This window comes from Fimbriimonas sp. LA-C6 (genome assembly GCF_055398105.1).
In genome coordinates this window covers 4,215,214-4,239,238 of record NZ_AP038796.1, presented here as the reverse complement: position 1 = coordinate 4,239,238, position 24,025 = coordinate 4,215,214, and the positions used below count along the sequence as shown (strand labels likewise).

General features: G+C 53.2%; 22 protein-coding genes and 1 tRNA gene. 6 read left to right on the top strand and 17 right to left on the bottom strand.

Annotated elements, in window-relative coordinates; all coding sequences use genetic code 11:
• Positions 1 to 1,962 carry an amidohydrolase family protein gene (locus tag ACZ51B_RS19560; protein WP_464297203.1) on the bottom strand — a complete coding sequence of 654 codons (1,962 nt, stop codon included), beginning with the start codon at positions 1,960 to 1,962 and terminating at the stop codon, positions 1 to 3.
• Positions 1,963 to 2,322: 360 nt separating this feature from the next.
• Between ACZ51B_RS19560 and ACZ51B_RS19555 the strand changes: the two genes are divergently transcribed.
• On the top strand, positions 2,323 to 3,513 hold the full coding sequence (locus ACZ51B_RS19555; RefSeq protein ID WP_464295027.1) for an IS256 family transposase: 1,191 nt from the start codon (positions 2,323 to 2,325) through the stop codon (positions 3,511 to 3,513).
• 942 nt (positions 3,514 to 4,455) lie between these two features.
• Positions 4,456 to 4,950, top strand: a complete 495-nt coding sequence (locus ACZ51B_RS19550; RefSeq protein ID WP_464295026.1) for a Dps family protein — start codon at positions 4,456 to 4,458, stop codon at positions 4,948 to 4,950.
• Between the two features lie 44 nt (positions 4,951 to 4,994).
• Here the strand turns inward: ACZ51B_RS19550 and ACZ51B_RS19545 are convergent.
• Positions 4,995 to 5,070, bottom strand: a tRNA-Lys gene (locus tag ACZ51B_RS19545).
• Positions 5,071 to 5,135: 65 nt separating this feature from the next.
• Here ACZ51B_RS19545 and ACZ51B_RS19540 point away from each other — a divergent pair.
• Positions 5,136 to 5,654, top strand: coding sequence for a GNAT family N-acetyltransferase (locus ACZ51B_RS19540; protein ID WP_464295025.1), 519 nt, complete (start codon positions 5,136 to 5,138; stop codon positions 5,652 to 5,654).
• On the opposite strand, the gene ACZ51B_RS19535 is transcribed toward ACZ51B_RS19540, so the two are convergent.
• The 3 genes from ACZ51B_RS19535 to ACZ51B_RS19525 all read right to left on the bottom strand — a co-directional run bounded on the left by ACZ51B_RS19535 (position 5,619) and on the right by ACZ51B_RS19525 (position 8,346).
• Positions 5,619 to 6,926 (bottom strand): hypothetical protein, encoded by a 1,308-nt coding sequence (locus ACZ51B_RS19535; RefSeq protein WP_464295024.1) that lies wholly within the window; start codon positions 6,924 to 6,926, stop codon positions 5,619 to 5,621. The genes ACZ51B_RS19540 and ACZ51B_RS19535 overlap by 36 nt on opposite strands.
• Positions 6,927 to 7,056: 130 nt before the next feature.
• A complete protein-coding gene (locus ACZ51B_RS19530) occupies positions 7,057 to 7,521 on the bottom strand; it encodes a hypothetical protein (protein WP_464295023.1) in 465 nt (154 codons plus the stop codon).
• A gap of 96 nt (positions 7,522 to 7,617) precedes the next feature.
• Entirely contained in the window at positions 7,618 to 8,346 is a 729-nt protein-coding gene (locus ACZ51B_RS19525; protein ID WP_464295022.1) for an ABC transporter ATP-binding protein, read from the bottom strand.
• 55 nt (positions 8,347 to 8,401) lie between these two features.
• Here ACZ51B_RS19525 and ACZ51B_RS19520 point away from each other — a divergent pair, with 55 nt between their 5' ends.
• Positions 8,402 to 8,788, top strand: coding sequence for a VOC family protein (locus ACZ51B_RS19520; RefSeq protein ID WP_464295021.1), 387 nt, complete (start codon positions 8,402 to 8,404; stop codon positions 8,786 to 8,788).
• On the opposite strand, the gene ACZ51B_RS19515 is transcribed toward ACZ51B_RS19520, so the two are convergent.
• A complete protein-coding gene (locus tag ACZ51B_RS19515; RefSeq protein ID WP_464295020.1) occupies positions 8,785 to 9,504 on the bottom strand; it encodes a DUF1003 domain-containing protein in 720 nt (239 codons plus the stop codon). The genes ACZ51B_RS19520 and ACZ51B_RS19515 overlap by 4 nt on opposite strands.
• Positions 9,505 to 9,629: 125 nt before the next feature.
• Between ACZ51B_RS19515 and ACZ51B_RS19510 the strand changes: the two genes are divergently transcribed.
• Positions 9,630 to 11,243 (top strand): DUF3142 domain-containing protein, encoded by a 1,614-nt coding sequence (locus tag ACZ51B_RS19510; protein WP_464295019.1) that lies wholly within the window; start codon positions 9,630 to 9,632, stop codon positions 11,241 to 11,243.
• A 6-nt stretch (positions 11,244 to 11,249) separates the two neighbouring features.
• A complete protein-coding gene (locus ACZ51B_RS19505; RefSeq protein ID WP_464295018.1) occupies positions 11,250 to 13,586 on the top strand; it encodes a tetratricopeptide repeat protein in 2,337 nt (778 codons plus the stop codon).
• Between the two features lie 3 nt (positions 13,587 to 13,589).
• Here the strand turns inward: ACZ51B_RS19505 and ACZ51B_RS19500 are convergent, their stop codons facing one another.
• The 11 genes from ACZ51B_RS19500 to glmU form a co-directional block, all read right to left on the bottom strand.
• Positions 13,590 to 14,816: a helix-turn-helix domain-containing protein gene (locus tag ACZ51B_RS19500; RefSeq protein WP_464295017.1), complete on the bottom strand. Its 1,227-nt coding sequence runs from the start codon at positions 14,814 to 14,816 to the stop codon at positions 13,590 to 13,592.
• A 61-nt stretch (positions 14,817 to 14,877) separates the two neighbouring features.
• Positions 14,878 to 16,485 carry an ABC transporter substrate-binding protein gene (locus ACZ51B_RS19495; RefSeq protein WP_464295016.1) on the bottom strand — a complete coding sequence of 536 codons (1,608 nt, stop codon included), beginning with the start codon at positions 16,483 to 16,485 and terminating at the stop codon, positions 14,878 to 14,880.
• An 11-nt stretch (positions 16,486 to 16,496) separates the two neighbouring features.
• Entirely contained in the window at positions 16,497 to 17,243 is a 747-nt protein-coding gene (gene recO / locus ACZ51B_RS19490) for a DNA repair protein RecO (RefSeq protein WP_464295015.1), read from the bottom strand.
• A gap of 49 nt (positions 17,244 to 17,292) precedes the next feature.
• Positions 17,293 to 18,027 carry a hypothetical protein gene (locus ACZ51B_RS19485; protein WP_464295014.1) on the bottom strand — a complete coding sequence of 245 codons (735 nt, stop codon included), beginning with the start codon at positions 18,025 to 18,027 and terminating at the stop codon, positions 17,293 to 17,295.
• Between the two features lies 1 nt (position 18,028).
• Entirely contained in the window at positions 18,029 to 18,979 is a 951-nt protein-coding gene (locus ACZ51B_RS19480) for a hypothetical protein (protein WP_464295013.1), read from the bottom strand.
• The gene (locus ACZ51B_RS19475; RefSeq protein ID WP_464295012.1) at positions 18,979 to 19,893 is read right to left on the bottom strand and encodes a hypothetical protein; all 915 of its coding nucleotides are present in this window, start codon (positions 19,891 to 19,893) and stop codon (positions 18,979 to 18,981) included. Before ACZ51B_RS19475 ends, ACZ51B_RS19480 begins: the two co-directional genes overlap by 1 nt.
• Positions 19,890 to 20,816: a DUF6754 domain-containing protein gene (locus ACZ51B_RS19470; RefSeq protein ID WP_464295011.1), complete on the bottom strand. Its 927-nt coding sequence runs from the start codon at positions 20,814 to 20,816 to the stop codon at positions 19,890 to 19,892. Before ACZ51B_RS19470 ends, ACZ51B_RS19475 begins: the two co-directional genes overlap by 4 nt.
• The gene (locus ACZ51B_RS19465) at positions 20,816 to 21,127 is read right to left on the bottom strand and encodes a hypothetical protein (RefSeq protein ID WP_464295010.1); all 312 of its coding nucleotides are present in this window, start codon (positions 21,125 to 21,127) and stop codon (positions 20,816 to 20,818) included. The genes ACZ51B_RS19470 and ACZ51B_RS19465 overlap by 1 nt, the downstream gene beginning before the upstream one ends.
• Positions 21,105 to 21,599 (bottom strand): hypothetical protein, encoded by a 495-nt coding sequence (locus tag ACZ51B_RS19460; protein ID WP_464295009.1) that lies wholly within the window; start codon positions 21,597 to 21,599, stop codon positions 21,105 to 21,107. Before ACZ51B_RS19460 ends, ACZ51B_RS19465 begins: the two co-directional genes overlap by 23 nt.
• Positions 21,586 to 22,530, bottom strand: coding sequence for a ribose-phosphate diphosphokinase (locus ACZ51B_RS19455; RefSeq protein WP_464295008.1), 945 nt, complete (start codon positions 22,528 to 22,530; stop codon positions 21,586 to 21,588). The genes ACZ51B_RS19460 and ACZ51B_RS19455 overlap by 14 nt, the downstream gene beginning before the upstream one ends.
• 35 nt (positions 22,531 to 22,565) lie before the next feature.
• Positions 22,566 to 23,936: a bifunctional UDP-N-acetylglucosamine diphosphorylase/glucosamine-1-phosphate N-acetyltransferase GlmU gene (gene glmU, locus ACZ51B_RS19450; protein ID WP_464295007.1), complete on the bottom strand. Its 1,371-nt coding sequence runs from the start codon at positions 23,934 to 23,936 to the stop codon at positions 22,566 to 22,568.
• Positions 23,937 to 24,025 lie beyond the last annotated feature (89 nt).

Genomic DNA, 24,025 nt, shown 5'->3' with positions numbered 1-24,025 from the left:
TCAAGGCTTGAAGCCAACGATCTTCCACAACTCTGCAGGGACATACCGCTTCCCTGCAGAGAACACGATCACCACATGGCGACTCGCCTTAATATCTTCAAGCGGATTCCCATCAACCACAATCAGGTCAGCCTTCAACCCCACCTTAACAGCGCCCGTTTCCTGAGACAAACCCATGTACCGCGCGGGAACAACAGTGGCAGACTGAATCGCCTCGACAGGAGTGAAGCCAGCCTGCACATAAAGCTCTAGCTCCCGGTGCAAACTATGCCCAGGGATCGACTGATCCGTACCCGCCACAATAGGCACGCCAGCCTTGTGCAAAACCCGAATCACGGCCAAGAACTGATCGAAAATCCTCTGAGTCGAAGCCTTATCAGACCCCTCGGCCATCGATTCCATCATCGACTTCAACTCAGGTGGCACCTTCGCAATACCCGGTTCCAACTGCTCCGCAGGAATTGAGGATGAGTGCATCAGCAACTCGTAAAGCGCAACCGTCGGATCTGCAACAACTCCCTTTGCTTTGATATAGGCAATCTTCTGCTGAGTCTCCGGCAGGCTCTCATCAATCTTCCGCTCACTAAATCCGCCCGTCCCAGTTGCCAGGTCAACAAAGAAGTTGTCAATGTGATTGACCTGATCCATCCCCGCCTCAATCCCATCCCGCAACGACATCCCACGAGGGATATGTCCAGTCACAGTCATCCCAAGCTTGTGCGCCTCGTCGCAAACCGCCTTCACGTTGGCAACCTTCATGGAGCTATAGATCTTCATCTGCGAAAACCCAGCTTCCTTGCAACGCCTCACTTGCACGCGAGCTTCCTCAGCGTTATTCACCCGATTCACGCCCAAAGCCATCGGACTGTCCCCATCCACAAGCCCCGCCAGAAGCAGCCGAGGCCCGACGCCCTTACCACTCTGAATAGAGTCGCGAACAGCCGTAATGAACTCAAAAACATTCCCACAATCCCGAACCGTCGTCACCCCAGCAGCCAGATAAGTCGGCCCCCACTCCGCCTGCTCAAAGTGCGCATGCATATCCCAAAGTCCAGGCAGAATAGTCTTCCCCTTGAGATCAAGAACCTCAGCATCCTTCGGAATACCCACACTTGCCATCGGGCCAACCGCCAGAATCTTGTCGTCCTTCAAGATAACGGTCGCATTCTCCGTCGTCTCATACCCATCAAACAGCCGAGCACCAGTCAGAGCAACCACGTGCTTCGTCTTCTTAACCGCATTTCGACTTAGCCGCGCAAGCTCCGCCATCGAGTCCTTCCCAGCCAGTTCAGCAAACTTGGGAAGGTAAGCCTCATACCCATCCCGAACAGCTTCAAAGTGATCAAACTCCGCATCCCGACAAGCCAAACCAACAAGGTTGTAACCCTCATCAGTCCACAAACTCTCAAGCCCCCAAATCAGCCCCCGCACAGAAAACCCGCGAAGCCTGGTCTTTCCATCCGTCCCAAGCCGAACCATGCCCGTCTCCCGAATATAAACCGCCCCAGCCGGAACAAGCTCCATCCTCTGAGGCTTCCCTCGAGAAACCCAAGTCCGAATCAAATTCTGCTGAAACCCAACCGGCGCATATCCAGCAACAGCACAAGCCGAGTCCCTAACCGACTCCGTCCGCGAGTTCTTCCCTTCCTGAATTTGGGCCAAACCATTGGCAACTGCCACGCTCAATTTAATCGGCACCGTACGCGCTGTCTGCCCCCCAAGCACCATGCTCCGAGGACGAAACTTCTCATCAGTCACCAACTTCCCGGTCAAAGCCACAGCCGAGCCTCGATCAGTAAATTTGAACTGAACCTCCGTGCGCCGCTCCCCGCCTGAACGAGTAGTCGTAACCACCTCCTCCCCAATCGGCTGCATAAACTTGTGCAAAACAAAGTGCTCCGTCTGCACCGAAGCATCCTGAGCCACAAAAACGCTAATCAAGAGAGTCGCCAAGCTAAACACGTCCGCCAAGTGTATAACAACAACCCCCACCCAACAAAGCAAATCAAAATCGCCCTCCCCAAATGTTCTTAAGATTCCAATCAAACAAAAAACCGTCCAACCCAACCCCACACAAACCCAGAACCCCACAAACAACGTCCGAAAGCCCTGAAGGGGCGAAATATATCAGCCCAGGTCGGAGCGAAGCGCAGGCCTGGGAAAGCGCAGCTTTAAAATAGGGGTGTGGTGCGGCGAACGCAGCACCAGGGCGGGAACGAAACAGTCCCTTCCTTTAAAAAACCCAAATTAGCGTCCCATTAAGTGGTGTACGGGTTGCCATACCGTCCAGTTTCTTTGATGAGAAGACAACGGATAACGGATATGGCAAATAAGAATATATCTCTTCATGTGGGCGCGCAGGTCAAGGACTTTCTCCTTGAGTTGCTGGGTGAGGCTCTTTCCGAGGTGATGGAACTCGAAGTTCAGGCATTGACAGGCGCAAAGCACGGTGAACGTTGTGAGGATCGCAGGAACTCACGCAATGGCTACCGCGAACGTTCCTACGACTCTCGGATGGGTGAGTTGGCTCTTCGTATTCCCAAGCTTCGTCACGGCAGCTATTTTCCCAGCTTCCTGGAGCCGAGGCGTATGGTTGAAAAGGCTCTGGTCGGTGTCATTCAAGAAGCATGGCTTCAAGGTGTTTCGACACGTTCGGTAGACGAATTGGTTCAAGCTATGGGTTGCTCTGGGATCAGTAAGAGCGAAGTGTCTCGGCTGTGCGCTGAGGTGAAAGGCAGAGTAGATGAATTCCTGGATCGTCCCCTTGAGGGTGCATTCCCTTATGTTTGGCTCGATGCCACTTACGTAAAGGTTAGAGAAGGCTCCCGGATTGTTAGCAAGGCAACGGTTGTGGCCATTGGTCTGGCCGAGCATGGGAGACGAGAGGTGCTTGGGATGAAGGTTGGTCACTCTGAGACGGAAGAGTTCTGGACGGAGTTTCTGCGCTCCCTGCTCGACCGGGGTCTGCGTGGAGTTAAGCTTGTTGTGAGCGATTCTCACAGCGGGCTGAAGCTTGCTATCGCCAAATGTATGGGCTGCTCTTGGCAACGTTGCCGTGTTCATTTCATGCGCAATGTGCTGGCGCGTGTTCCCAGCGGCCGGAAAGAGTTGGTTGCTAGCTTTATCAGGACCGCGTTGGCAGAATCGACTCCAGATGACACGTCAAAGAAGTGGGATGAGGTCGCAGACAACCTTGAAGCTGGCTTCCCAGAAGTAACCAAGCTCATGCGTAGCGCCAAGGAAGATGTTCTTGCCCACAGAGCTTACTCACCCCAGTTGTGGCCCCAACTTGCCTCAACCAACGGACTAGAAAGGCTCAACCGAGAAATAAAACGGCGCTCTGACGTCGTCCAGATCTTTCCCAAAGATGATGGAGTCGTCAGACTCATCGGAGCCATTCTCATGGAGCAACACGATGAATGGCAGGTCGCCAAAAGACAGGCCACATCTTCAACCTTGGGGCTACCCTCAACAAAAAACGATGCACTCGTGGCAAGAGGAAGCGGGCGCTGATATCATGAACTGAACGGCGGCAATCCATACACCACCTGGTTGGACGCGACCCGAAGCAAAGCCCAGTCCCAGAAAAAGGCAGCGCTGCGAGGGCCTAGCCTGCTCCGAATGCGCCGAATGCTGCGGCTCCTGCGCCTGCAGCTAACTCAAGGCCCACACCTCAACCCACGTCCGGTAGCTCTGAAGGGGCGAAATATATCAGCCCAGGTCGGAGCAAAGCGCAGGCCTGGGAAAGCGCAGCTTTGATTAAAGGGGTGGGGTGCGGCGAATGCAGCACCAGGGCGGGAACGAAACCGTCCCTTCCTCATCAAGACAACCCACCAACCTTGAACTCAGGTCACAACGACCATCAACGCAGCTCCCTAACCCCGAACGGGTCGCTCCATCAGAGCGAAGACGCAGTCCTGGTAACAAGACCCCCCACGAAAAACCGCACAAACCACGTCCAAAAGCCCTGAAGGGGCGACCTATATCAGCCCAGGTCGGAGCAAAGCGCAGGCCTGGGAAAGCGCAGCTTTAAAATAAGGGTGGGTGCTGCGAATGCAGCACTTGGGCGGGGACCATAACTGTCCCTTCCTCATCAAGACAACCCACCAACTTTAAACTCAGGTCGCAACAACCACCAATCAAATCCCTAGCCCCGAACGGGGCGCTCCGTCCCAGCGAAGGACACAGTCCTGGTAACCAAACCACCACGAACCCGAAGTGCTTTAGGAACGCTCCTCAACTCAATAAACCCACCAACAACGTCCGAAAGCCCTGAAGGGGCGAAATATACAAGCCCAGGTCGAAGCGAAGCACAGACCAAGGAAAGCATCCCCCAACCAACGGCTACCCGGAACGCAAACCAGCCTAACTCGGAACGATCTGGATAACTGCCAAGGGAGAAACTACACCCAGACCGCGGACCAAACAGTCCAAAACAAGGTCAAGGCTCCTTAGATGTCAACCGAAAAACCAATTCTCATCGAACACAGCTTCGCCGTCGTCCCCGGCCCAGTCCGTGAGCACAACCACAGAGTCCTTCAGCCGATCCTCACGGACCTCATCGCGTTCAGCCTGAATATCAAGCAACTCCATTGGAACGTCACAGGCCCACACTTCAGACCCATCCACCTACAACTGGACGAGATCTACCAGGACGCCCAGCAATTCATCGATGACGTCGCTGAGCGACTCACCGCCTGCGGCCACAGCCCTCTCGGGACATCCACAAGCGTCGCATCCGACACCGAACTCACCGATACAACCCCGGGCTTCCACACAGGCGAGCAAACCCTCCTCCAAGCCAGCCACGGAACCCACGCCCTAGCCGCCCTCATCCGCTCAAGAATGGAAACCATCGAGTCGGAAGACACCGTCACCGCCGACCTACTTCACCAAATCGTGGCCAAACTAGAAAAGCACCACTGGATGCTCCAGGCCCAAAAAAGTTAACTCCCAAAAGCAAAAAAGCCACCCTAAAGGTGGCTTCAAAACTTTGGTGGACCGTGTAGGGCTCGAACCTACGACCCGCTGATTAAGAGTCAGCTGCTCTACCAACTGAGCTAACGATCCGTGAATAAATATGATACTGATTTAGGGCCTCGGAGTCAAGCCTCCAGGTCCGGTACTCTAGAAAAGTGATTCAGGAATGGGCTCCTCAGTATGAACAGGGTGCGATTGACGTCATTCGAACCGTCTACGAAGAATACAACTTCATGTGGGACGAAGACAGCTACCATGCAGATCTCTACAACGTCCCCACCCATTACCTCGCCAACAACTACCCCTTCTGGGTGGCAGTTGTCGACGGTCGAGTAATCGGAACAGTCGCCCTCGAAATCTACCCAACCATCGAAGCCGAAGAAGAAACCATCCAACTCGACGGCATGCTCCGACTCACAGGCACAGACTGCTCCCTGATGCGTCTTTACGTCCACCCCGAAGGTCGCGGAAAAGGCATCGGCTCCAAACTACTCCAAACCGCCATCGACTACGCCAAACAAAAAGGCCTCCAATCCATGGAAATCTGGAGCGACAAACGGTTCCACGACGCCCACCGCCTCTACGACCGCTTCGGAGCCAAAGTAGTCAGCGAAAGAATCTGCGACGACCCAGACGAATCACCCGAATGGGGATTGATTCTCAAGCTTGTCTGAAGACGATTCTGGCCAGAGAAAGCGGCGGTCTATCTTGTAGGTTTTGTGCCCGTCGGTAAAGGTGTCACCTTGAGAACCTGGCTGTGGGTCCCGGTTGGAGATCAGGTATTTGGAAGTTTTGACAGGCTCGCGGTTGAGGTGGAGGATTTCATTCTGCGTCGTGACAACGATGGAATCGTCCTCCACGCGGAACGTCCAATCAATTGTTTTTCGGAACGTGCTTGACTTAACCAGAGTCCAGACGCCAATTCCTCCCGTAAGTAGCAAATTAAGTAGTCCGAGAACAAGCATCATGACTTGATCGATTAAACGATCTGTAGATGCCGCCACGGAAACAACACCGGCCGAGAGCAACACAGCAACACTGATTAGGAACCAGCTAACGCCAACAAACTCCTTTGTAGACGATAGGATGGCGTCTGGGTCAAGATAACGGTAGGTCTTACCAACCTCGAGCTCTTGAGGCTTTGGGTATTGGCTAAGTAACTCAAAGGTCTCATGTAAGGATGGCCCGAAACGGGAGGGTTTCCGCATCCGTTTCTTGACATCCGCTTTCTCGGAAGATGACTCGGCTTTGAAGCTCAATAGGCCAAGCAAACCGAATGCACCGACCATAAGACAAACTATTGACAGGGTAGACGCACCTATTGCCATCCAATCTTTGATAGTCGGAGCATCTGTTAGGGATGCGAGGATATCAGTTGGCCTTCTGAGCAAAAATACACCTGGTAACCCCGCAGCCAGAGTAGCCGTTGAATAGACGAACCACTTCTTGGGATTAAACTCTTTTGCGGGAGGAGAATAGCTTTGCAATTGCCGCTGGAGGAGCTTCGCTTCACGTGTCCCGGATTGCATGATGAGGGTCGGAATTCTGCCCAGCAATCCATCACGTGATCGAATTTCTGAACTGAAGAACCTTGACTTATACGAAGCGATGTCCGTCCACCTGGACTCAAAAACGATGCCATCTACGCCGTAGATAACGATCCTTTGCTGGTCGCACTTAATTTGCGTCCATCGCCAGGTAACCAGGCCACTGTAGAGTCCAATTCCTATCCCAACAATCGATCCTAGGACGATCGTTGCAAGGTAAATCCCTGGCATCGAGAGGTTCGGAAACCAGATTGAGGTGATGGCCATGTACACCACCATAATGGGAATATGGATCAAGAATCCTAAGCTAAAGCCGAATAAGGCTCCATAGCCCACAGCTTGTGGATAAGCGTTAAGAGTGAACTCTTCCTCGGGGAGCTCGACGAGCTTGGACTTCATGGGTCGCCACTGACTACGCCCCATAAGAATATGAAGTTGCAAAAAACAAACAAAAAAAGGGAACGGAGTTCTCGCTTCTCCGCCCCCAAATGCATCTCTGTATGCTTTTACCTATCGGTCATAAGTCGTTTTAGCCGTTGCCGTTTCCAGAAGCCTTGTCAGTAGCCTTGTCACCAGCTTTCTTTCGGCCCTTCTTCATAGCCTCATCGTGGAGCTTGGTGTACTTCTCAAACTGCTCAGGAGTTAGGATTCCCTTCAGGCCATCGTTGTAGCCCTTCTGAATCTCCTTAAAGCCCTTCCGGATTGCTTTCTGGTCGTCCTTGTTCTTCTCATACAGTTCTTTGGTCTTGGCCGCAGTGGTCTTGTCGAGTTCTTTGATCTTGGTCTTCTCTTCAGCAGTCAAATCGAGCTGAGCAAGAATCTCCTGATTGATCTTCGACAACCGCTTCAGCATGTTCGCTGGATTGGCTTTGCCTCGGCCTTGCGCTCGCGCTGCAGGAGCTCCACCAGCTGGGCCAGCCTCCTGAGCGGAAGCGAGTGAGGCCATAGTCAAGGCCGCAACGACGACTGCAAGTGTGAGGGTTAGCTTTTTCATGATTTAAGTTCTTCCTATTTGTTGAAGGCAGTGAGCTTAAACGATAGGAAAAACCAACAGTTCACTAAATCTTCAGAAGATTTTCACGAACCCATCTCATAGCGTCGTCGCACGAGACTTCTCAATCAACTCTCTGATGCTCGGATGGTCCGAAGTCTCAAACTCACTAGGAGTCCCCAAAAACACGAGATGCCCAGCTTCCAAGAACCCAACACGATCCGCCACGCGCATCACCGAACTCACATCGTGGCTCACTATAATGCTCGTCATGTTCAGCTCCCGCCGCAACTGGACAATCAAACTATCAATCGTATAAGTCGTAATCGGATCCAAACCCGTGGTCGGCTCATCATAAAGCATCAACCGAGGCTGCAAAGCAATCGCACGAGCAATCCCCAATCGCTTACGCATACCACCGCTCAAGTCCGCGGGCATCTTCTTCCCGTCTGCCTCAACCAACCCAACCCTCAAAAGCGCATCCTGAATAGCCTGGGTGCGCTCGGCAGACTTCAATTTCAACCGCCGATCAATCCCAAAAGCAATGTTCTCTTCGACAGTCATAAAGTCGAACAAAGCCGCAGACTGGAACACCATTCCCATCCTGTCCCGAGCCTTCTCAGGATCCGTACGGATATCCACGTCGTCAATCACCACGGTTCCCAAAGTAGGAGGCAAAAGCCCGCTGATACATCGGAGAAGGGTGGTCTTACCACCGCCAGAGCTGCCCATCAAGGCCATAATCTGCCCCGGCTCCACCTGGAGATCGATATTGTTCAGAACACGTCGCTCATCAAAATCGCGGCTAAGACCCTGAACACTCACCATCTATCGGAGGTTACCTAGTCTTACCAACAGGATTGGACCTAGTAAGCTCAATCCCATGAAGGTGTTGGAAACCATCCTCTACGCAGAAGACCTCGCGGCGGCACATCAGTTCTACACCAACATCCTGGGCCTAGAAGTGATCGCATTCGATCCCGAACGCGACCTCTTCCTCAAATGCGAGGGAAGCGTGCTGATCATCTTCAAAGCAAGCAAAACCCGGATCCCAGACGCAATAGTCCCTCCCCACGGAACACAGGGCGTAGGTCATGTCGCCTTCGCAGCCACCTCAGACGAAATCGATCAATGGAAACTTAAACTGCGAAAAGCTAACATCGAAATCATCAAAGAAATTGAATGGAAGAACGGAGCCAGGTCCATCTACTTCAACGACCCAGCCCAAAACGTCCTAGAATTCGCCACCCCCAACCTCTGGCCGCTCTAGTCTTTCAGCTTCTGCTTCGTCAGCTCCTCAATCATCTCCATCTGCATCTGCTGAATCTCCAAAAGGTGCTTCCACTGGTCATTGATCAACTTATCCAGCTTCTCATTAATGTGCTGAATCTCCAACTCAGCCTTCAAGTTCACCTTATAATCGTTCTCACCCCGAATCCGGTCCTTAGCCTCCTGCCGGTTCTGGCTCATCATAATCACCGGTGCCTGAATAGCAGCCAAACAAGACAAAACCAAGTTCAAAAAGATGTAAGGGAATGGATCAAACGGCTTTCTCAACAACAATGTGGTGTTAATGCCCATCCAAGAGAACAGCAGAATCCCAAAAAGGATAATGAAAGTCCAGCTTCCGCCAAACGAAGCAACCTTATCAGCCAACCGCTCTCCAGCAGTCGAGTTCTGTTCAAACTCCCGATCAGCGTTCCGAGTCAAAATCTCGTGCTCAATCAAGCTCTTCGCAACCTGCTGCTTCAGCTCAACTAGCTCATCCTTCTCCTGCTGAGACATCGCCTCGGCATGCAGCAAACGAGCCTTGTTCAACTCCGACAACCCGATGTACCCGTTCATGTCCAAATCGCCGTGAAGCTGCTTTAAAGTCGGTATCAGCGAGTTTCGGACAAGGTCCACTGGCACAGCTTCATTCAGAGGAATATACTCCCCAGAAATCTGGCAACGGACAGTCATCTCATCTTGAGAAATAGGTGGCATTCTGATCATTGAGGACGTCTCACTCCCCCAGTTCGATGCACAATCCGACGAACCCGAAATTCCCATAAAATCGGCGAAACCTAAAGCGGATTCATACGACTACAATGGGTTGCTTCCCGCAGAACATGAAGGCCCTATTCCGTCAGCACAAGATTCTCTTTTTCCAGGCGCTCTTCGTCTTCGTGGTGCTGCTTGCCCTCCTACCCCTCGGAAAGCACCTCATCAACAGATTTCGCCCCAAACCGCCCTTCGAGCTCTCTTTCTGGTACTGGCACACCCCCTTCAAACTCTCCAAGCAACAAGAAACCGAACTCAAGAAAGTTGGCATCAAACAGCTCTTTGTCAGAGCTGGAACATTCACGAGCGACGGCAAAAACATCCTCTTGATGCTCCCGCAAACCTACGAATCCAGCACCAAAACATTCAAAACACATCTGGTGTTCAATTTCGATGCAGGCATCGTCAAACACTTCTCCGACTACGACCTCAACCTCATCTCTGGACAAATCACTACCCGCGTCCTAGCCCAAATCAAAAGAGCGAAACAAGCCGGACTCCAAGTCCAAGGCATCCAGTTCGATTTTGACTGCCCAACCCGCCTCCTCCCACGCTACGCCGACCTCGTCAAACGCATCCGATCCTCCGATCCCAGCATCGCCAAAGCCGGAACCCTACAGGTCTCATGCACCGGCCTCATGAGCTGGCTAGGTAGCCGAGGAGTCGTTACCCTCTCCGACCAGTTCGACTTCATGATCCCCCAAGCCTACGAAGGCATCACAGCGAGCAATATCGCCAACATGCGACCCGTGTCCGACCCTCGCGACTTCCAGAAAAGAATCGGACAGGCCGACAACCTCCATTGCCCCTTTTACATCGGAATTCCAGCCTACGGCCACGCCTTCCTCTTCAACGAAACAGGCAAACTGGCCGGCATCTACCGCGGCCTCACCCCCGAAGACGCACTCCGACATCCATCCTTCAAACTCCTCTCAGCATCCGCGTCAGATCGCTTCGGCGCTCCTGCAACCCATCCGCAAGACTCCACCGGCGAAGAGATCCTCAAATTCAAAGCCCTCCTCCCCGCCCCGGATGGCAGAGGACTCGGCTACATGCTCGGCTTCACAGTGCCAACACCAACGCTCCTCAAAAACGTCTTAGAAGACGCACGCCAACACCAATCAAGCAACTGTCTAGGTGCCGTCATCTATCGCCTTTCAGAAGGCGATTCTTCCATGACACTTCCCTTCCCCACCCTTATCGATACCCTCAGTGGCAAAAACCCCAAACCCAACCTGAAGATCGCCGTAAAATCATCCCTCGACAACTACGGTCTCATCGAGTCCGAAAAACCCAGCGACAGCGCCCCCAAAGACGTGTTCCTGGAAATCGAGAACATCGGTCGAGCCAGCACCTTCATCGGCCCAGATGCCATCAAAATCGAACTTGATCTCGATACCATAGGCATAGACGAAGCACGCGCCAGAGACATGGACGCAGTCACATTCAACCATCGAACAACCGACGCCGGCCTCATCCCAAGCCAACCTAGAAACGCCAACCAAATAACTTTCACCAAGAGCTTTCTAGCACCCAACAAAAAACTGTTTATTGGCCCAATAAGGTTATTGACATCGCACTCTAAAACCATCACAATCAAATGGACTATACGAGATAGTGACGGCTTCCAGAGCTACAGTTCAAAGCCAGAAACCTTTCGCCTAGCATCTCCCCCTAAGTAACCTAAAATGGCACATCGCGTTGTCCGCTTGGCTCGTCCTATCTTCGTTCTCGGCGCCGTAGGAGGCGTCATCACTTGTTTCGCATGCTACGGAGAAATAGTCGACTCCGTCCACTTCTACACTGCCTACGACTACCGGGAATTCGACCAGCACCCGATCGATTTCGGTCGCGTTCCCCAAGAAGTACAGATCATCGGCTGGACAGACAATGCACAGCGCTCGGGATGCGACATTTCAAGTGGATGGCACCTCGGAGAGTCTAACGGCGAATACGACACGAACAGCCTCAGGCTAGCCAACCATGCACGCAACTTAGAAGTGAAGGGCAAATTCAAAGAGAGCCTACAGGCATGGAGCCAAGTTCCGGAGTCCGCCAACCTTCGAGCATTCGTCCAAGACCGCAGAGAACTCTTCCAAGGCGAGAACCTCAAACATCCAACGGAACTGCAGGCCTACCTCCGCCAGACAACCATCATCGAATTCGGCGACTCACCCAGTCAAAAAAAGGCCGTCGCAGCAATCCAGAAGATGTCCGCCAACGCACACCTTCAGCCACACATCGACTACGCCATAGTCGAACTTACAGAACACAAATCCCGCCAGGAAGAATCCAATGCCTACCTCAAAGTAGCCCAAAACTACCCTAACTCTCCAAGAGCCGAGTCAGCCCTCGTCATGGCAGCCCGCTCCCTCCTAACCTCGGACCCAAAAACTGTTCCGATCTCCAAAGAAGACATCGAGAACGCAAAAAAGCTGTTCCACATTATCACCACCAAATATCCTCATTCACGCTTCCGAAACAACATCCAAGGTTGGCTCGGCAGGTGCGAATATCTCAGCAAGGACTTCAACAAAGCTTCCAATTACTACAACGCACAAGTCAACACAGCCACCACAGATCAAGAACGCTCCAAAGGCTTCAAATCCCTTGCGCAGCTCTGTCGAGACAGCGGCCTCCAAGACCGTGAAGCACAATACCTTCTGCGCCAATGGGGCCTCAAAGACAACAAGTCCTTGCATCAGGAAACCGGAATCGCTCTACGAAAGACCTTCGCCAGGCTCAACTCAACGCAAGCCAAGAACCTCCAAACCGCCGTACGCAAAGATCCCAAGCTCCTCACAGCCTATCTCGGCTTCCGCATCGAAGACACCACACTCAGCCCCAAGCAAGAAGCAAATCTAGCAACCTTCGCCACCTCAGCCCTAGAAACAACCCACCAAGCCTCAGCGGAACTACTCCAGAGAGTCGCGCAGCTCAACTACAACGTCGGTCACTACGGAGCCGCAAAAAGACTGGCAGCCAAATCAATTCGTCTCGGCCGTAAAACCGTTCCCGGAATGAAAGCGAAATACGTCCAAGCAGCCTCCAACGCCCGCCTAGGCAAATTCAGTCTCGCCCGGACCCAGTACGAAACCCTCCTCACACTCAATCCTCCTCCCTACCTCTTCAATCCAGCAGCCGAAAATCTAGCAGTCCTCGAAGAGAACCATGGCGACCCCGTACGGGCCATGCAACTCTATCACCGTCTGGCACCTGCGAACGAAGACTCAGAGTGCTCAGGTGATGTGAGCTACATGGCAGACGCCAGACTCACCCCCACACAACTTAAAAGATACGCCCTCCAACTTCCAAAATCGGAACACAAGAACGTCATGCTCTACACCCTGGGGATGCGCTACTTAAGGATTGGCCAGTATAAAAACGCCAAGTCAAGCTTCCAAGCCATTCGAGGCGACGATCGATACCGGTGGGGGCTCAACAGAGAAAGCTACAGAGAACTCTTGAAGCGATGGTACGCAGACGACGCAGTCCCTAAACTTCACCACCCTATCCAGATCGCAGACCGCCTCCGCCGATGGGACAACCTCTCCAAGCACGGCAAGACACCCAATGTCCGCGCAAAAGCGCTCTACGACATGGCCAGCTACATCTATCGGGAGCGAGACCTACTCTTCTACTCACCAGGTCTCTGGAAAGGAAACAGAGCAGTCACGCTCAATATTTTCTGGAGCAAGGCCCGAAACACTAAATCCGACAATGCAGCACTCTATCGCCACTCTTACGAGCACGAGTGCTTGGCCCACTCCATGCAACTGTGTGATCAACTGATAAAGAAATACCCTCACAGCAAATACGTGCCCAAAGCACTGTACACGCGGGGAATCTCAGCAGAACGCCTCTCCCACCTCAACAGCTGGTGGCGTAAACACAGCGCACCACTGGTCAAAACAGCGGTCAAATCAATGGAGCGCCTGGCAAAACACTATCCCAAGAACCCACTTGCCAAGCCAGCTAAAAAATACGCAGCCGAGTTCAAATCCGAAGACCGACCCAATTACTGATCACTACTCAATGGTCCGACGAAGGCTCGTCGGACTCACCTTGAACCGCTGCGTAAAAGCGCGGCTAAAGTGCGAAAGCCCAGTAAACCCAACCGCCCGAGCCACCGTACTAACCGCCAAATCGTTCTCCGCAAGCATCTGCCGCGCCTTCTCTAACCGCAACGCCACCAGATACTTGTGGAACGGCTGCCCAGTCGCCTGCTTAAACAAGAACCGAAAGTGCGACGTACTCAAACCCAGCTGACTCGCAACCACAGAATCCGTCAACTCCTTCGCAAAGTTCCTGTCCACAAAAGCGAGTGCCCGATCCACAAGATAAGAAGAAGGCCCTTCAGCTTCCTTAAACATAGGAGCAGCCACCTCTTCCACCCGCCTTCGAGTCACCTCAGCAACAAGCTGTTGAGTGTCAACCTGCTCCAATTCTCGAGCCGCCTCAAGCTGCTCCCGGTGCAACTGCCGACTCCCGCCCATCTCCAACATCCCAGCCGTAACCACCGCCAAAAACGTCAAAGCTTGCCCACGAGCCTCATCCAAATCCGGAGAGATCAAAAGCGAATTCTCAAGCTGAGACAGCGCCTTCGTAAACTTCACACGATCATTCAACCGAACAATCGGCCCAATCTCCGAAAGAGCAATGCCACCCCCCGAAGACCTAAACGGACACCCGCTGGGCACCAGTGTCTCCAAGAACACGTCAAATAGCCAGAAGCTTGCCGCACTGCCCAGATCCTTGAACTTGAAGTGGTCCACCTCAATGTTCTCAGGAACATCAATGCTTAAAAGGTCCACCCGAAGCGGACCCGACATCCCCTCAACCACCCCGACAGACCGAATCTGAGTGCCGTCTCCAGCAAACTGATCCACAGGGTCCAAAATCGAGGCGTCAAAGTAGTGCCGACCATTCACCAAGTCCTGGCGAAACTCAATGTCCTGCCCCTTCAAAAGGTGAACAGAAGCTCCCAACGTCCCAACCGCCTCATTGTCCTTGCCAGCGAACTCAGCAAACACACCCAGCAGGTGAAGTCGTTGAATACTCGACGTAGGCTCAGTAGCCACATCAAGCGTAAAGGGATAAGATCGAGCCGGATGCCCCCTCTGCGGACCTCCATGGCTACGCCAAGCAGGCAGGCAACTGCTTACAAGTTGCTCAATCTTACAGGTGAAGACTGGACTGTCGGCCTGCCGAGTAAAACTCAGTGCCGTAACGTCGGTTTGGGGCTGTCGGGACATCCGTAAATTAACACACTTCAATCTCCCCTCACAACCACACGGTTGTGAGGGGAAACCGATTCTAGTCTAGGGAGACTGTCTTATGAGGCAAGTGACCAAACAGTGACTCACGCAACCCCTTCACACGAGGACGAATCAACTCCGCGTCGCGCTGGATGTAAATAGGAATAAACGGAACATCCTGGATCACGAGATCCTCAGCTTCCGCATATAGCTTCTTACGCTTCTCCTCATCGGTCGAAGTATCTGCCTCGCGGCAAAGCGCATCGAACTTGGCGTTCTTATAGTTGATCTTGTTCTCAGGACCATAAGAAGCCAACAGAGTGCTCAAGAAGTTCTCCGCGTCCAAATAGTCCGCAGCCCATCGCATGTGGAAAATTGGCAACTTCTTGGTGTTGTGCTCATGAAGGTAGGCACCCCACTCCATCTCTTGAATCTTGATGTCCACACCAAGATTCTCTTTCCACTGCCCAACCGCATTCTCCGCAACACGGCGAATGTCAGGTCGGTTGTTTCGGAAGAACATCTTCACAGGCGTCATCCCCTTGCCACCGGGATATCCAGCCTCTGCCAATAGCTTCTTGGCTCCAGCCACGTCAAAAGGAATCCCCTTCACGCCCTCTCGATATCCAAATACGCCAGGAGGAACAATCCCATCCACACGCTTGTTCACGCCACCCAGGATGTCGGCAACAATCTTGTCACGATCCAATCCCATCGCGAGAGCCTTGCGAACGCGAACATCCTTAAACTCAGGAATCACATCGCAGTTGATGCCAATGTAAAACAGCGAAGGACGATCAAAGAACTTGAGGTCCTTGCTCAACTCGGGATCCTTCTGAATCCCATCCACATCCTGGCGCTCCAAAGCCACCAAGTCCACATCGCCCGTCTTATACATGTTCAGACGAGTCGCAGCATCATCCACAAAAGGACGCTCAATTTTATCGATCTTAGGCCGACCGTCGCGGAAGTTATCGCTCGCCACCATCGTAACGATCTGATCCACCTTCACGGTCTCAAATTTATACGCGCCAGTACCTACCATCTCAGAAACCACGCCCATCTCCTTCTTGGTGTCCTTCATCGCTTCTTTCGCGAATACAAACGCCACAGGATAGGTGAGCTTGCCCAAGAAGTAAGGCCGAGGCTTGTCAATCTTGATCTTCAGCGTATAGTCGTCAACGACCGAGATACCAGAGATCGAAGGAGCCTTGCCCTTAATGCGATCCACCACGCCAACAATGTCACTGAGGTAAGTCTCAGCAGTCGGCGAAGTAAAGTTGGGATCACAGTTGCGCTCAATGCAGTCCTTGAAGTCCTGAGCCTTAACCTCACGCCCATTAGAGAACTTCACACCCTTCTTCAGGTGGAACACATAAGTGGTCCCGCCGTCCAACACATCCCACTTCTCAGCAAGCTGGGGAGCGGGTTTGTTGTCCTCACCCCAACCGACCAAGCCTTCGTAGACCTGCTGGATCACGTCGATCGTGTCGCCGTCCTGGACCTTGCCCGGATCCATAGTGGTCGGCTTCGTCACAATCGCGTAGCGAAAAACATTCTTCTTAGCAGCGTTTGACTGTTTTGAGAATCCACCCTTCGAGCAACCTGTTACAACGAAGGAAACACTCGCAACAACAGCAACGGCAATCAATAAACCCTTGCGCATTAACAGCCATATTACATGGTTTCGGCGTGCCGTACATGCGCTACCGCCGTTTCGTTTGCAGGAAGCTGAGCTTCCGCAATATATTTCCAAAATGGCAACAATGTTGCGAGTGATTCTTCAGCAAATCGCAGGTTCGGCGGAGGACTCTCAAACTCCCCAATGCGAGACAATCCATACAAAACCTCAGCCCTCACCTGGAACCGATCAGTAAACGGAATCGCCGCCTCATCACAAACATATCCACCCGCACGAGGCGAAACAAACGCCATCGCCTCCTTCACCGGATTCCCAGTCACCACACACTCGGCAAACTGAGGCATGAACCCACTCACATCCAAAAGCAAGATCTGAGACCACACGGACGCGACAACCGGCTTAGGATGCGTCTCAAGCGCCAACAAACTCCGCATGATCAGCTGATACGCCTCAGGAAACGGCTCCTCCATCGGCAAAACCGCCGCATAAATCTCTGTCAGAGCCAGCGCCAAACACAACCGGTCATAGTCCGTCCGCAACCCGCGAAAGGAGTGGATAGGCTGCGCCTGAGTCACAAACAGCCGCTTCTTCCCCAGCGCCAAGCTCATCGAAGCAACCGAAAGCGGATCACTCGTCCCCGCCAACCGCGAAGCCGCCTTACGCGCACCCTTCGCCGTAACATCCAACTTCCCCAGCTCCTGTGAGAAGATGATCAAAGACCGATCCGACTCCCCACTATCCCGCCGCTTCAAAACCACAGCATGAACGGTTGTTTCAGACATAAGATCTCAACACAAGGCCACAGTGCGGGGCTGCAAACCCCGCACGCAATTACCTATGCAGGAGACCTGACTTCACGAACTCGATCCAGATGAAGTACATCCGGTCAATGAGCAGGGTGAAGCGCATCATGACGGTGGAGCCGAAGATTGCGCCGAAGCCGATCATGAGCAGCCAGCGACCTGAGGTACTGATTCGCAGGATGGCTTTGTTCTTGTGGTCGAAGCTGAACAGGAAGTATCCAACCACACTCAGAAGTGTGATCATGTAGATCCAGTTAGTGAGGGCTTGCGAACCGTAAACGGTGGACTTGACCACTGCGGCATCCGCTTTGCTGAGTCCTGCCAAGGCTGGGCGGAAGAACTCGGACGTTGTTGGCAACAGGGGCCGCATGGCATCGTCCAGCTGGCCGATGTAGCGGTTCTGCCAAGCTGCAAACTGCTGGCCGGAGTACATTCCTAGGATGATGCCGATTGGGATACGGCTGATCCAGTTGTGTTTCTTGTTAAACACAAAGTAGCCCATGAGGCCAATGGGGAGCAGGATCGCGTAGATCCAATAGCCAGGCATTGCAGGGGTCTTCCCTTCTGCGGCATGGCCCACCATCTTGTCCCACCAGTTGCTCTTGAGAGTTTCTGTCCAGATGGTTACCAGTGCCCAACCTGAAGCCAAACCAAGGAACACGTGCTCGAAGAACCGATAGGTCTTGTTCTCTTTGTAAAGAACGGTGTAAAGGCCAAGGGTGGCAATGACACCGATTGCATTCTTAATGAGTAAGTAATCCATCTTAGCGGCCCTTCTTCCGGGCGAGATACATGCCCAAGTTACCTGTCAAGACTGCAAGGACCAGCAAGGCTAAGCAGAAGTGCAAGGTGAGATAGTAGTACGTCCCCATACCCTTATTCGACTTTCCGGGCCAACCTGGAATCGGTTCGGTGTACTTAGAGGAAACAACCCCGTCGGGACCGCCATTATTAATGCCGTGCTCCATCATCTGCTCGATGTCGTACACGCCCTTCACACCACCACACAGACCCTTTAGCTGGCCCGAGTTGTAGTAGTTGGCCTGCTCTGGCACCATGACACCCGTCACAAGGAACAGAAGTGGAACCTTTTTGACACGCTCAATGGTTCGGTTTGCGGTGTCAGAGGCCGTTACCAGGACCAGCGCCTTGAAGTCAGCAACCGACTTGACCCCTTCGAATACAGGAGACTGGAAAACGTCTGTGGCACCAACCCCATCTTTCAGGTCCTTCTTGCCAGCGAATGCCGCCCGGATATCGTTGTTGATGGAGGTGAGGGTCGCCTCTGCGCTTGGGAAGTAGCCAAGACTCACGTAGTCATCGAAAGTCTTGTACTGCTTGCCCCCTTCCTTGGCCGTCTCAAGTGAGATGCGGCTGATTGCGTTGCGTGCAACTTCTGGTGCCTGCGGGTCGCCCACACTGTACACCGCGAACTTGATGTTCTTGCGCATCAGGATTCTGAGGACGCATTCCATCTCACCAAGACTTTCGCCTCGTGTGGAGTTGGTCCAGTCGGAACCAAGGAGCACTTTGGAGCCGTCTGGAATCGCCATCAACTGCGCGTACAGGTCGATGTTGGAATCGACCGGCTTGTTTGGCAGCGCGATTGGGAAGAACAGCGGCACCGATGCCACAACAAAGAGGATGATGTACAGAACCTGCTTCGGAACGGCCTGAAGCCGCTCACCAATACTCATATTCTGGACTTGCGCCATTACCGGTCACTTCCTGTCTTTTCGAGACTCAACCAAATACGAAGGCCCATCGCCATCAGGCCCACACCCACGCCGAAGTCGATGCCTCGAATGCTGGAGCCCTGAACGTTCTTGGTAAGCCATCCACCGATCTCGGTGAGCCTAAAGTTCTGAATAAAGTTGTTGGGATCGTTGTGGGCCAAGGCGTTGATACCCTCGTTCCACTTGTACTCGACCACACCCATGAGTCCAAGCACTACGATGAGTGCAGTGACGAGGAGGATGGTTGCTTCGACGGATCTTGCTCGGAACGCTCGGTAGGCGGCGGAAAGGATGTAGAACGCTACCAACGAGAACATAACCGCGTCCATCTGCTGAAGGAGACCATCAAACAGGAGGTCTTGCGCGTACTGCTGGAAGCCCCAACCTTCATGGATGGCCAACTGCGAACCGCGAGGACCTTGACGGTCGATCCAGTTCCAATAGCCGAAGAACGCCATTAATAGCACGCTGAGTAGAAGAACCACACTGAAGCCCCAGTCGCGCTGTCGCTTCAAGATCTTCTTAAGGTGAATGTTGAACAGCGAGTAGATGCCAAGACCGATCAGGAAGCCTGCCAAAACGTTGGTGAGCGTTCCAACAGGAGTCTGAGCATCTGAGACCCAGAAACTGACACTCTCCGCGATGTTACGGGGTGCATCTCCGGCTTGTCGAGCAACGGGCGCTGGGTACAGCCAAAAAACTACGTAGAACAGTCCGCTGACGAAAGTGACGCCCGAAACGATGAGTCTACGAAGCTGCGGAGGAGCCGCCATACATCCAAAGATGAGGCCAACACCTACCAAGAGGCTGAGGATGATCTTGACCCACAGGCCAATGGAACCGTGCTCTGCATTCCAGAAGGAAGGAGGAGGCACTTGCATAAACAGGTTCACTTGTCACCTCCTTCAGAAGGAAACTCACCAGCCGGGAGTTTATCTCGCTCGACCTTTACCGTTGGATCTGGATCTGGGTTTAGGAGACGACTAATAATCGTATCTTCCTTGCTCTTGTTGCGCTCGGCGCCAATTTCGACCTTTCCTTTGGACCACGTCTCTGTGGTCTTGCCTCGCATGAACACGCCATTGAAAAACGCTCCAAGGAATGCGAACAGCATGATCGCCAGCTTGCACCAGTCCTGACCGACCAGGCTACCGACCAGTACGGGCTGTCGAGTGAGGTAGGCGCTTGCAGCGTAGAACTCGTCGCCGATCAATACGTAATCGCAAGCTGCGATGAAGAACGGAGTCTGTGTGATTTCCGTTGAGCTTGCAACCTGGATAGCACCGATGGTGTTTGCAGTCTCGGCCAAGATCAGAGCTTCTGCGTAGAACTCACCCATGAAGAAACAGGCCGCGGCCTGCTCTCGCATGATCATTCCAGAGACGCCTGCAGCGAAAGCGAACTGGCGGTCTGAGACGAACCGGATGCTATCCGGATCGAAGCGGTCCATGGCTCCTTCCTGCTGGTAGACGTCGCGGATAATCTCTTGGGAGACGGCGAGGATGGATGCGTTGTAGCAGCAAACCAGGATTGGGTTTGCGAACCGCGATGCGACCCTCGACACGTAACCAAAGATATTGATCGCCTGCATGGCTTTGGCGTTGAGGTTCTCGCTTAGGCCAGGAACCATTAAGATTGGCTTCCCTAGCTCTGTTGCACGCCCCACAGCCTCGTCAATGCTGTTGAGTCCCGGAATGCGGCGGATGAATAGTTCCTTGCCGCCCCGGGCCCTAAGAATGTTGATGCAGATAAAGGCCACGAAAGTTAACGTGACCAATATTCCGAACCAACCGGTATCTCGATATTGCTGACCCATTAGGTGTTATCGTCCTTCGTCTCCTGCGCGTCTTTGGGCGGAGACTCTAATCGTTGAAGAAGTCGTTCGACATTGTGCGGGTTTTTGGCGAACCTTGAGTAGTCATTCACAAAGTCGTATCCCAAAAGCGGCACCATGAACGGAGCAAAAATGACGGAAGCCTGCGCACCAAAGCTGGAGAGAGGTTTGTGCATTTCCAGAGCTAAAATCGCAGGCGCAGTGAGGTGGCGGCGTTCGATTTCGTGCGCTGCTTTTTCGATCAGCGCCTCAATCTCTGGCTCTTCCAGTTCACTCTTCCAAAAGTCGAACATTTTCCCCACATTTCTTTCGAATCAGTTCCAATACGTCGGAACGATTCTCTTTCGTTACCCGAAGTCGGACTCCTCGAAAGGCGTCCACTTTGGACTTTTCTGCAAATGGTGAGAGCACCAGCAGCGGTCCATCTTCGTAGACCCGCTTGACCTCCCCCCATGTCATCGACACAACGCTTACCCCAACTCTCGTTGTGGCTCCGTTGTTATCGAGGGTGAACTTTGCCGGAAACAGATGCTCCGCCGCAGACCCCACGATCATAACAAAACCGACCAGCCCGAGCAATAGGTTTCGAAAAACCACGATGCCCACTATGGCTGCTAGGACTGCCACCGCGATGATGACAAACCTTTTTTTAGGTTCACCGTCGGATAGACGGACGGTCCAGCTTAATGATTCGATGCAATTTGAATGATTCTCGGTCTGAGAAGACCCAGAATCATTCGTGATCGGCTGATCATCGCCAGTCATGGAACAGTTCGCTTACCGACTCGTTGAGATGGATTCGGCGAATGGCGTCCGCAATGAGTGGCGCTGACGAGAGCGTCTTGAGCTTGGCAAACTGCTTGGATGGGTCGATCGGAATGGTATCCAACGCGACCACCTGACTCAGGCAGCTGTCCTGAAGGCGCTGAGCAGCATCTCTGCTGAACACTGGGTGAGTACAGCAGGCGATGACCTCTTTTGCACCTCGGTCCATGAGCGCCTGGGCACCCGACACGATTGAGCCACCGGTGTCAATCATGTCATCGATCATCACACACTTCTTGCCAACAAAGTCACCGACGATTTCGACGACTTCAACTTGGTTCGGAGCAGGGCGGCGCTTTGCAATGACAACAAACGGGCACGATAGTCGCTCTGCGAGGGACTTGGCGCGGGTGACACCCGCAACGTCTGGGCTGACGACGACGACGTCCTTCTCATCCCGGAGGCCTTTGCTGACGAAGTAGTTGCCCAGGATGGGGCCTCCGTACAGGTGATCAACGGGGATATTGAAGAAGCCTTGAATCTGGTCGGCGTGCAGATCGATGGCGACCACGCGGTTTGCACCACAGTTTTGGATGATGTCTGCGATGAGACGCGCTGTGATGGGCTCACGGGGCTTGATCTTCTTATCTTGTCGGGCGTAGCCATAGTAGGGCATGACGACCGTGATGCGGCGCGCGGATGCTCGGCGGAAGGCATCGAGCATGATGAACAACTCCATGATGTTGTCGTTCGTTGGGCTGCACGTGGGTTGCAAGATGAAGATCTCGTTACCTCGGGCGCTTTCGTCCACCATGATTCGGATTTCGCCATCTGCGAACCGTGTCGAGGTGAGCTTTCCGAGCTTGACACCAAGATTGTCAGCAATCTTTTTGGCAAGTTCTGGGTGTGCATTACCCGCAAAGAGTTTCATTCCCCCGAGCGCGTCGCCGCGCCCTTCGCTTGTAATTACTTCAGTTTCCGCCAATTAGCTGCCCATCCTTCCTTTGTTTCCTGCCTTGCACGTCCAAACCCTGCCGAATCATCAGGGATTGGTCGTGTGATCACACTACCCGCCGCTACCATGGCGCCGTTCCCTATGGTGAGGGGGGCTACCAGAGTGCTATTTGAACCCACAAAGGCGTCGCTGCCGATTTGAGTTCGGGACTTTACAAAACCGTCATAGTTACATGTGATCGTGCCCGCGCCGATGTTTGTTCGTGCACCGACTGAGGCATCACCGATGTAGGAAAGGTGCGAAACCTTTGACTCTTCTTCGAGGTGACTGTTTTTCACCTCTACGAAGTTTCCGATCTTCACTCCGTTATCGAGTTTCGTTTTCGGTCTTAGGTTTGCAAATGGGCCGCACCAGACTTCGTCACCGAGCGTTGCATCTGCGATGTTGCTCATGAGGATGGTGCAGTTGTCGCCTATTTGTGAGTTGGAAATCTGCGTGTTCGGGCCTATTCGGCATCCTGCGCCCACGGAGGTGTTTCCTTGTAGATAAGTGGAAGGCTCCAACACCGTATCTGGGCCTACGGTAACGTCGACTCCGACATAGGTGGTGTCTGGATCCATGATGGTGACCCCACTTAGCGCGAGGTCTTTCAAAATCGAGAACCGCAATGCCTTTTCAGCTTGCGCGAGCTGCCAGCGGTCGTTCACTCCTACAAGCAGGTCGGGATTGGTCGACACGTAGGCTCCGACTTTTAGGCCACGGCTGGCGAAATTATCCAGAACGTCGGTGAGGTAGTACTCACCTTGAGCATTGTCGTTTTTGAGGTTCGGGAGCGTTTCGTAGAGCTTCTGGGCATCGACGCAGTAGATCGCTGCGTTGATCTCGTTGATTTTCTTTTGCTCTTCCGTTGCATCCTTCTGCTCGACGATCTTGACTGGCTTGTTATCGATGCGAACGATTCTTCCGTATCCGTGGGGGTTATCGATTACCGCCGTCGCAACGGTGAAATCAGCGTCGGCATGGGCTTGGATCAGTTCGCGAAAGATCGTTTCATTCAGGAGGGGTGCATCACCTGGAGCGATCACTACTGGGCCAGGGTGGTTACCAAGCAGGTCTTTGGCCATCAGTGCGGCGTGGCCGGTGCCGAGTTGTTCGCGTTGCCAAACGTATTCGTATTTATCGCCGAGAGCTTGCTGAATGAGTTCGCCGCCGTGTCCGATGACGATAACGATTCGCTCGACTCCGGCCTTCTGCATAGACCTTGCAACCAGTTCCACCATGGGTAGGCCGCCTACTTTGTGCAGACCTTTCGGGAGGTCGGATTTCATCCGAGTTCCCTTTCCTGCTGCGAGAATAATTCCTGCTACGTTCTGGCTATGCATTACGGAAGAGTCCCAGAGGTCGCGTGGACCGGGGACATCATTGTGCCCTTTTAACAACCTTCGGGGCAAGGTTCAGCAACCAAGTTCCG

What these genes read in the sequence shown, in the direction of transcription:
- ACZ51B_RS19485 (WP_464295014.1), bottom strand. Translation starts at nt 18,027, where the DNA reads ATGGATTACTTACTCATTAAGAATGCAATCGGTGTCATTGCCACCCTT.
- ACZ51B_RS19455 (WP_464295008.1), bottom strand. Translation starts at nt 22,530, where the DNA reads ATGAAACTCTTTGCGGGTAATGCACACCCAGAACTTGCCAAAAAGATT.
- ACZ51B_RS19520 (WP_464295021.1), top strand. Translation starts at nt 8,402, where the DNA reads ATGAAGGTGTTGGAAACCATCCTCTACGCAGAAGACCTCGCGGCGGCA.
- ACZ51B_RS19510 (WP_464295019.1), top strand. Translation starts at nt 9,630, where the DNA reads ATGAAGGCCCTATTCCGTCAGCACAAGATTCTCTTTTTCCAGGCGCTC.
- ACZ51B_RS19480 (WP_464295013.1), bottom strand. Translation starts at nt 18,979, where the DNA reads ATGGCGCAAGTCCAGAATATGAGTATTGGTGAGCGGCTTCAGGCCGTT.
- recO (WP_464295015.1), bottom strand. Translation starts at nt 17,243, where the DNA reads ATGTCTGAAACAACCGTTCATGCTGTGGTTTTGAAGCGGCGGGATAGT.
- ACZ51B_RS19470 (WP_464295011.1), bottom strand. Translation starts at nt 20,816, where the DNA reads ATGGGTCAGCAATATCGAGATACCGGTTGGTTCGGAATATTGGTCACG.
- ACZ51B_RS19530 (WP_464295023.1), bottom strand. Translation starts at nt 7,521, where the DNA reads ATGAAAAAGCTAACCCTCACACTTGCAGTCGTCGTTGCGGCCTTGACT.
- ACZ51B_RS19505 (WP_464295018.1), top strand. Translation starts at nt 11,250, where the DNA reads ATGGCACATCGCGTTGTCCGCTTGGCTCGTCCTATCTTCGTTCTCGGC.
- ACZ51B_RS19555 (WP_464295027.1), top strand. Translation starts at nt 2,323, where the DNA reads ATGGCAAATAAGAATATATCTCTTCATGTGGGCGCGCAGGTCAAGGAC.
- ACZ51B_RS19515 (WP_464295020.1), bottom strand. Translation starts at nt 9,504, where the DNA reads ATGCCACCTATTTCTCAAGATGAGATGACTGTCCGTTGCCAGATTTCT.
- ACZ51B_RS19460 (WP_464295009.1), bottom strand. Translation starts at nt 21,599, where the DNA reads ATGACTGGCGATGATCAGCCGATCACGAATGATTCTGGGTCTTCTCAG.
- ACZ51B_RS19500 (WP_464295017.1), bottom strand. Translation starts at nt 14,816, where the DNA reads ATGTCCCGACAGCCCCAAACCGACGTTACGGCACTGAGTTTTACTCGG.
- ACZ51B_RS19550 (WP_464295026.1), top strand. Translation starts at nt 4,456, where the DNA reads ATGTCAACCGAAAAACCAATTCTCATCGAACACAGCTTCGCCGTCGTC.
- ACZ51B_RS19495 (WP_464295016.1), bottom strand. Translation starts at nt 16,485, where the DNA reads ATGCGCAAGGGTTTATTGATTGCCGTTGCTGTTGTTGCGAGTGTTTCC.
- ACZ51B_RS19465 (WP_464295010.1), bottom strand. Translation starts at nt 21,127, where the DNA reads ATGTTCGACTTTTGGAAGAGTGAACTGGAAGAGCCAGAGATTGAGGCG.
- glmU (WP_464295007.1), bottom strand. Translation starts at nt 23,936, where the DNA reads ATGCATAGCCAGAACGTAGCAGGAATTATTCTCGCAGCAGGAAAGGGA.
- ACZ51B_RS19525 (WP_464295022.1), bottom strand. Translation starts at nt 8,346, where the DNA reads ATGGTGAGTGTTCAGGGTCTTAGCCGCGATTTTGATGAGCGACGTGTT.
- ACZ51B_RS19535 (WP_464295024.1), bottom strand. Translation starts at nt 6,926, where the DNA reads ATGAAGTCCAAGCTCGTCGAGCTCCCCGAGGAAGAGTTCACTCTTAAC.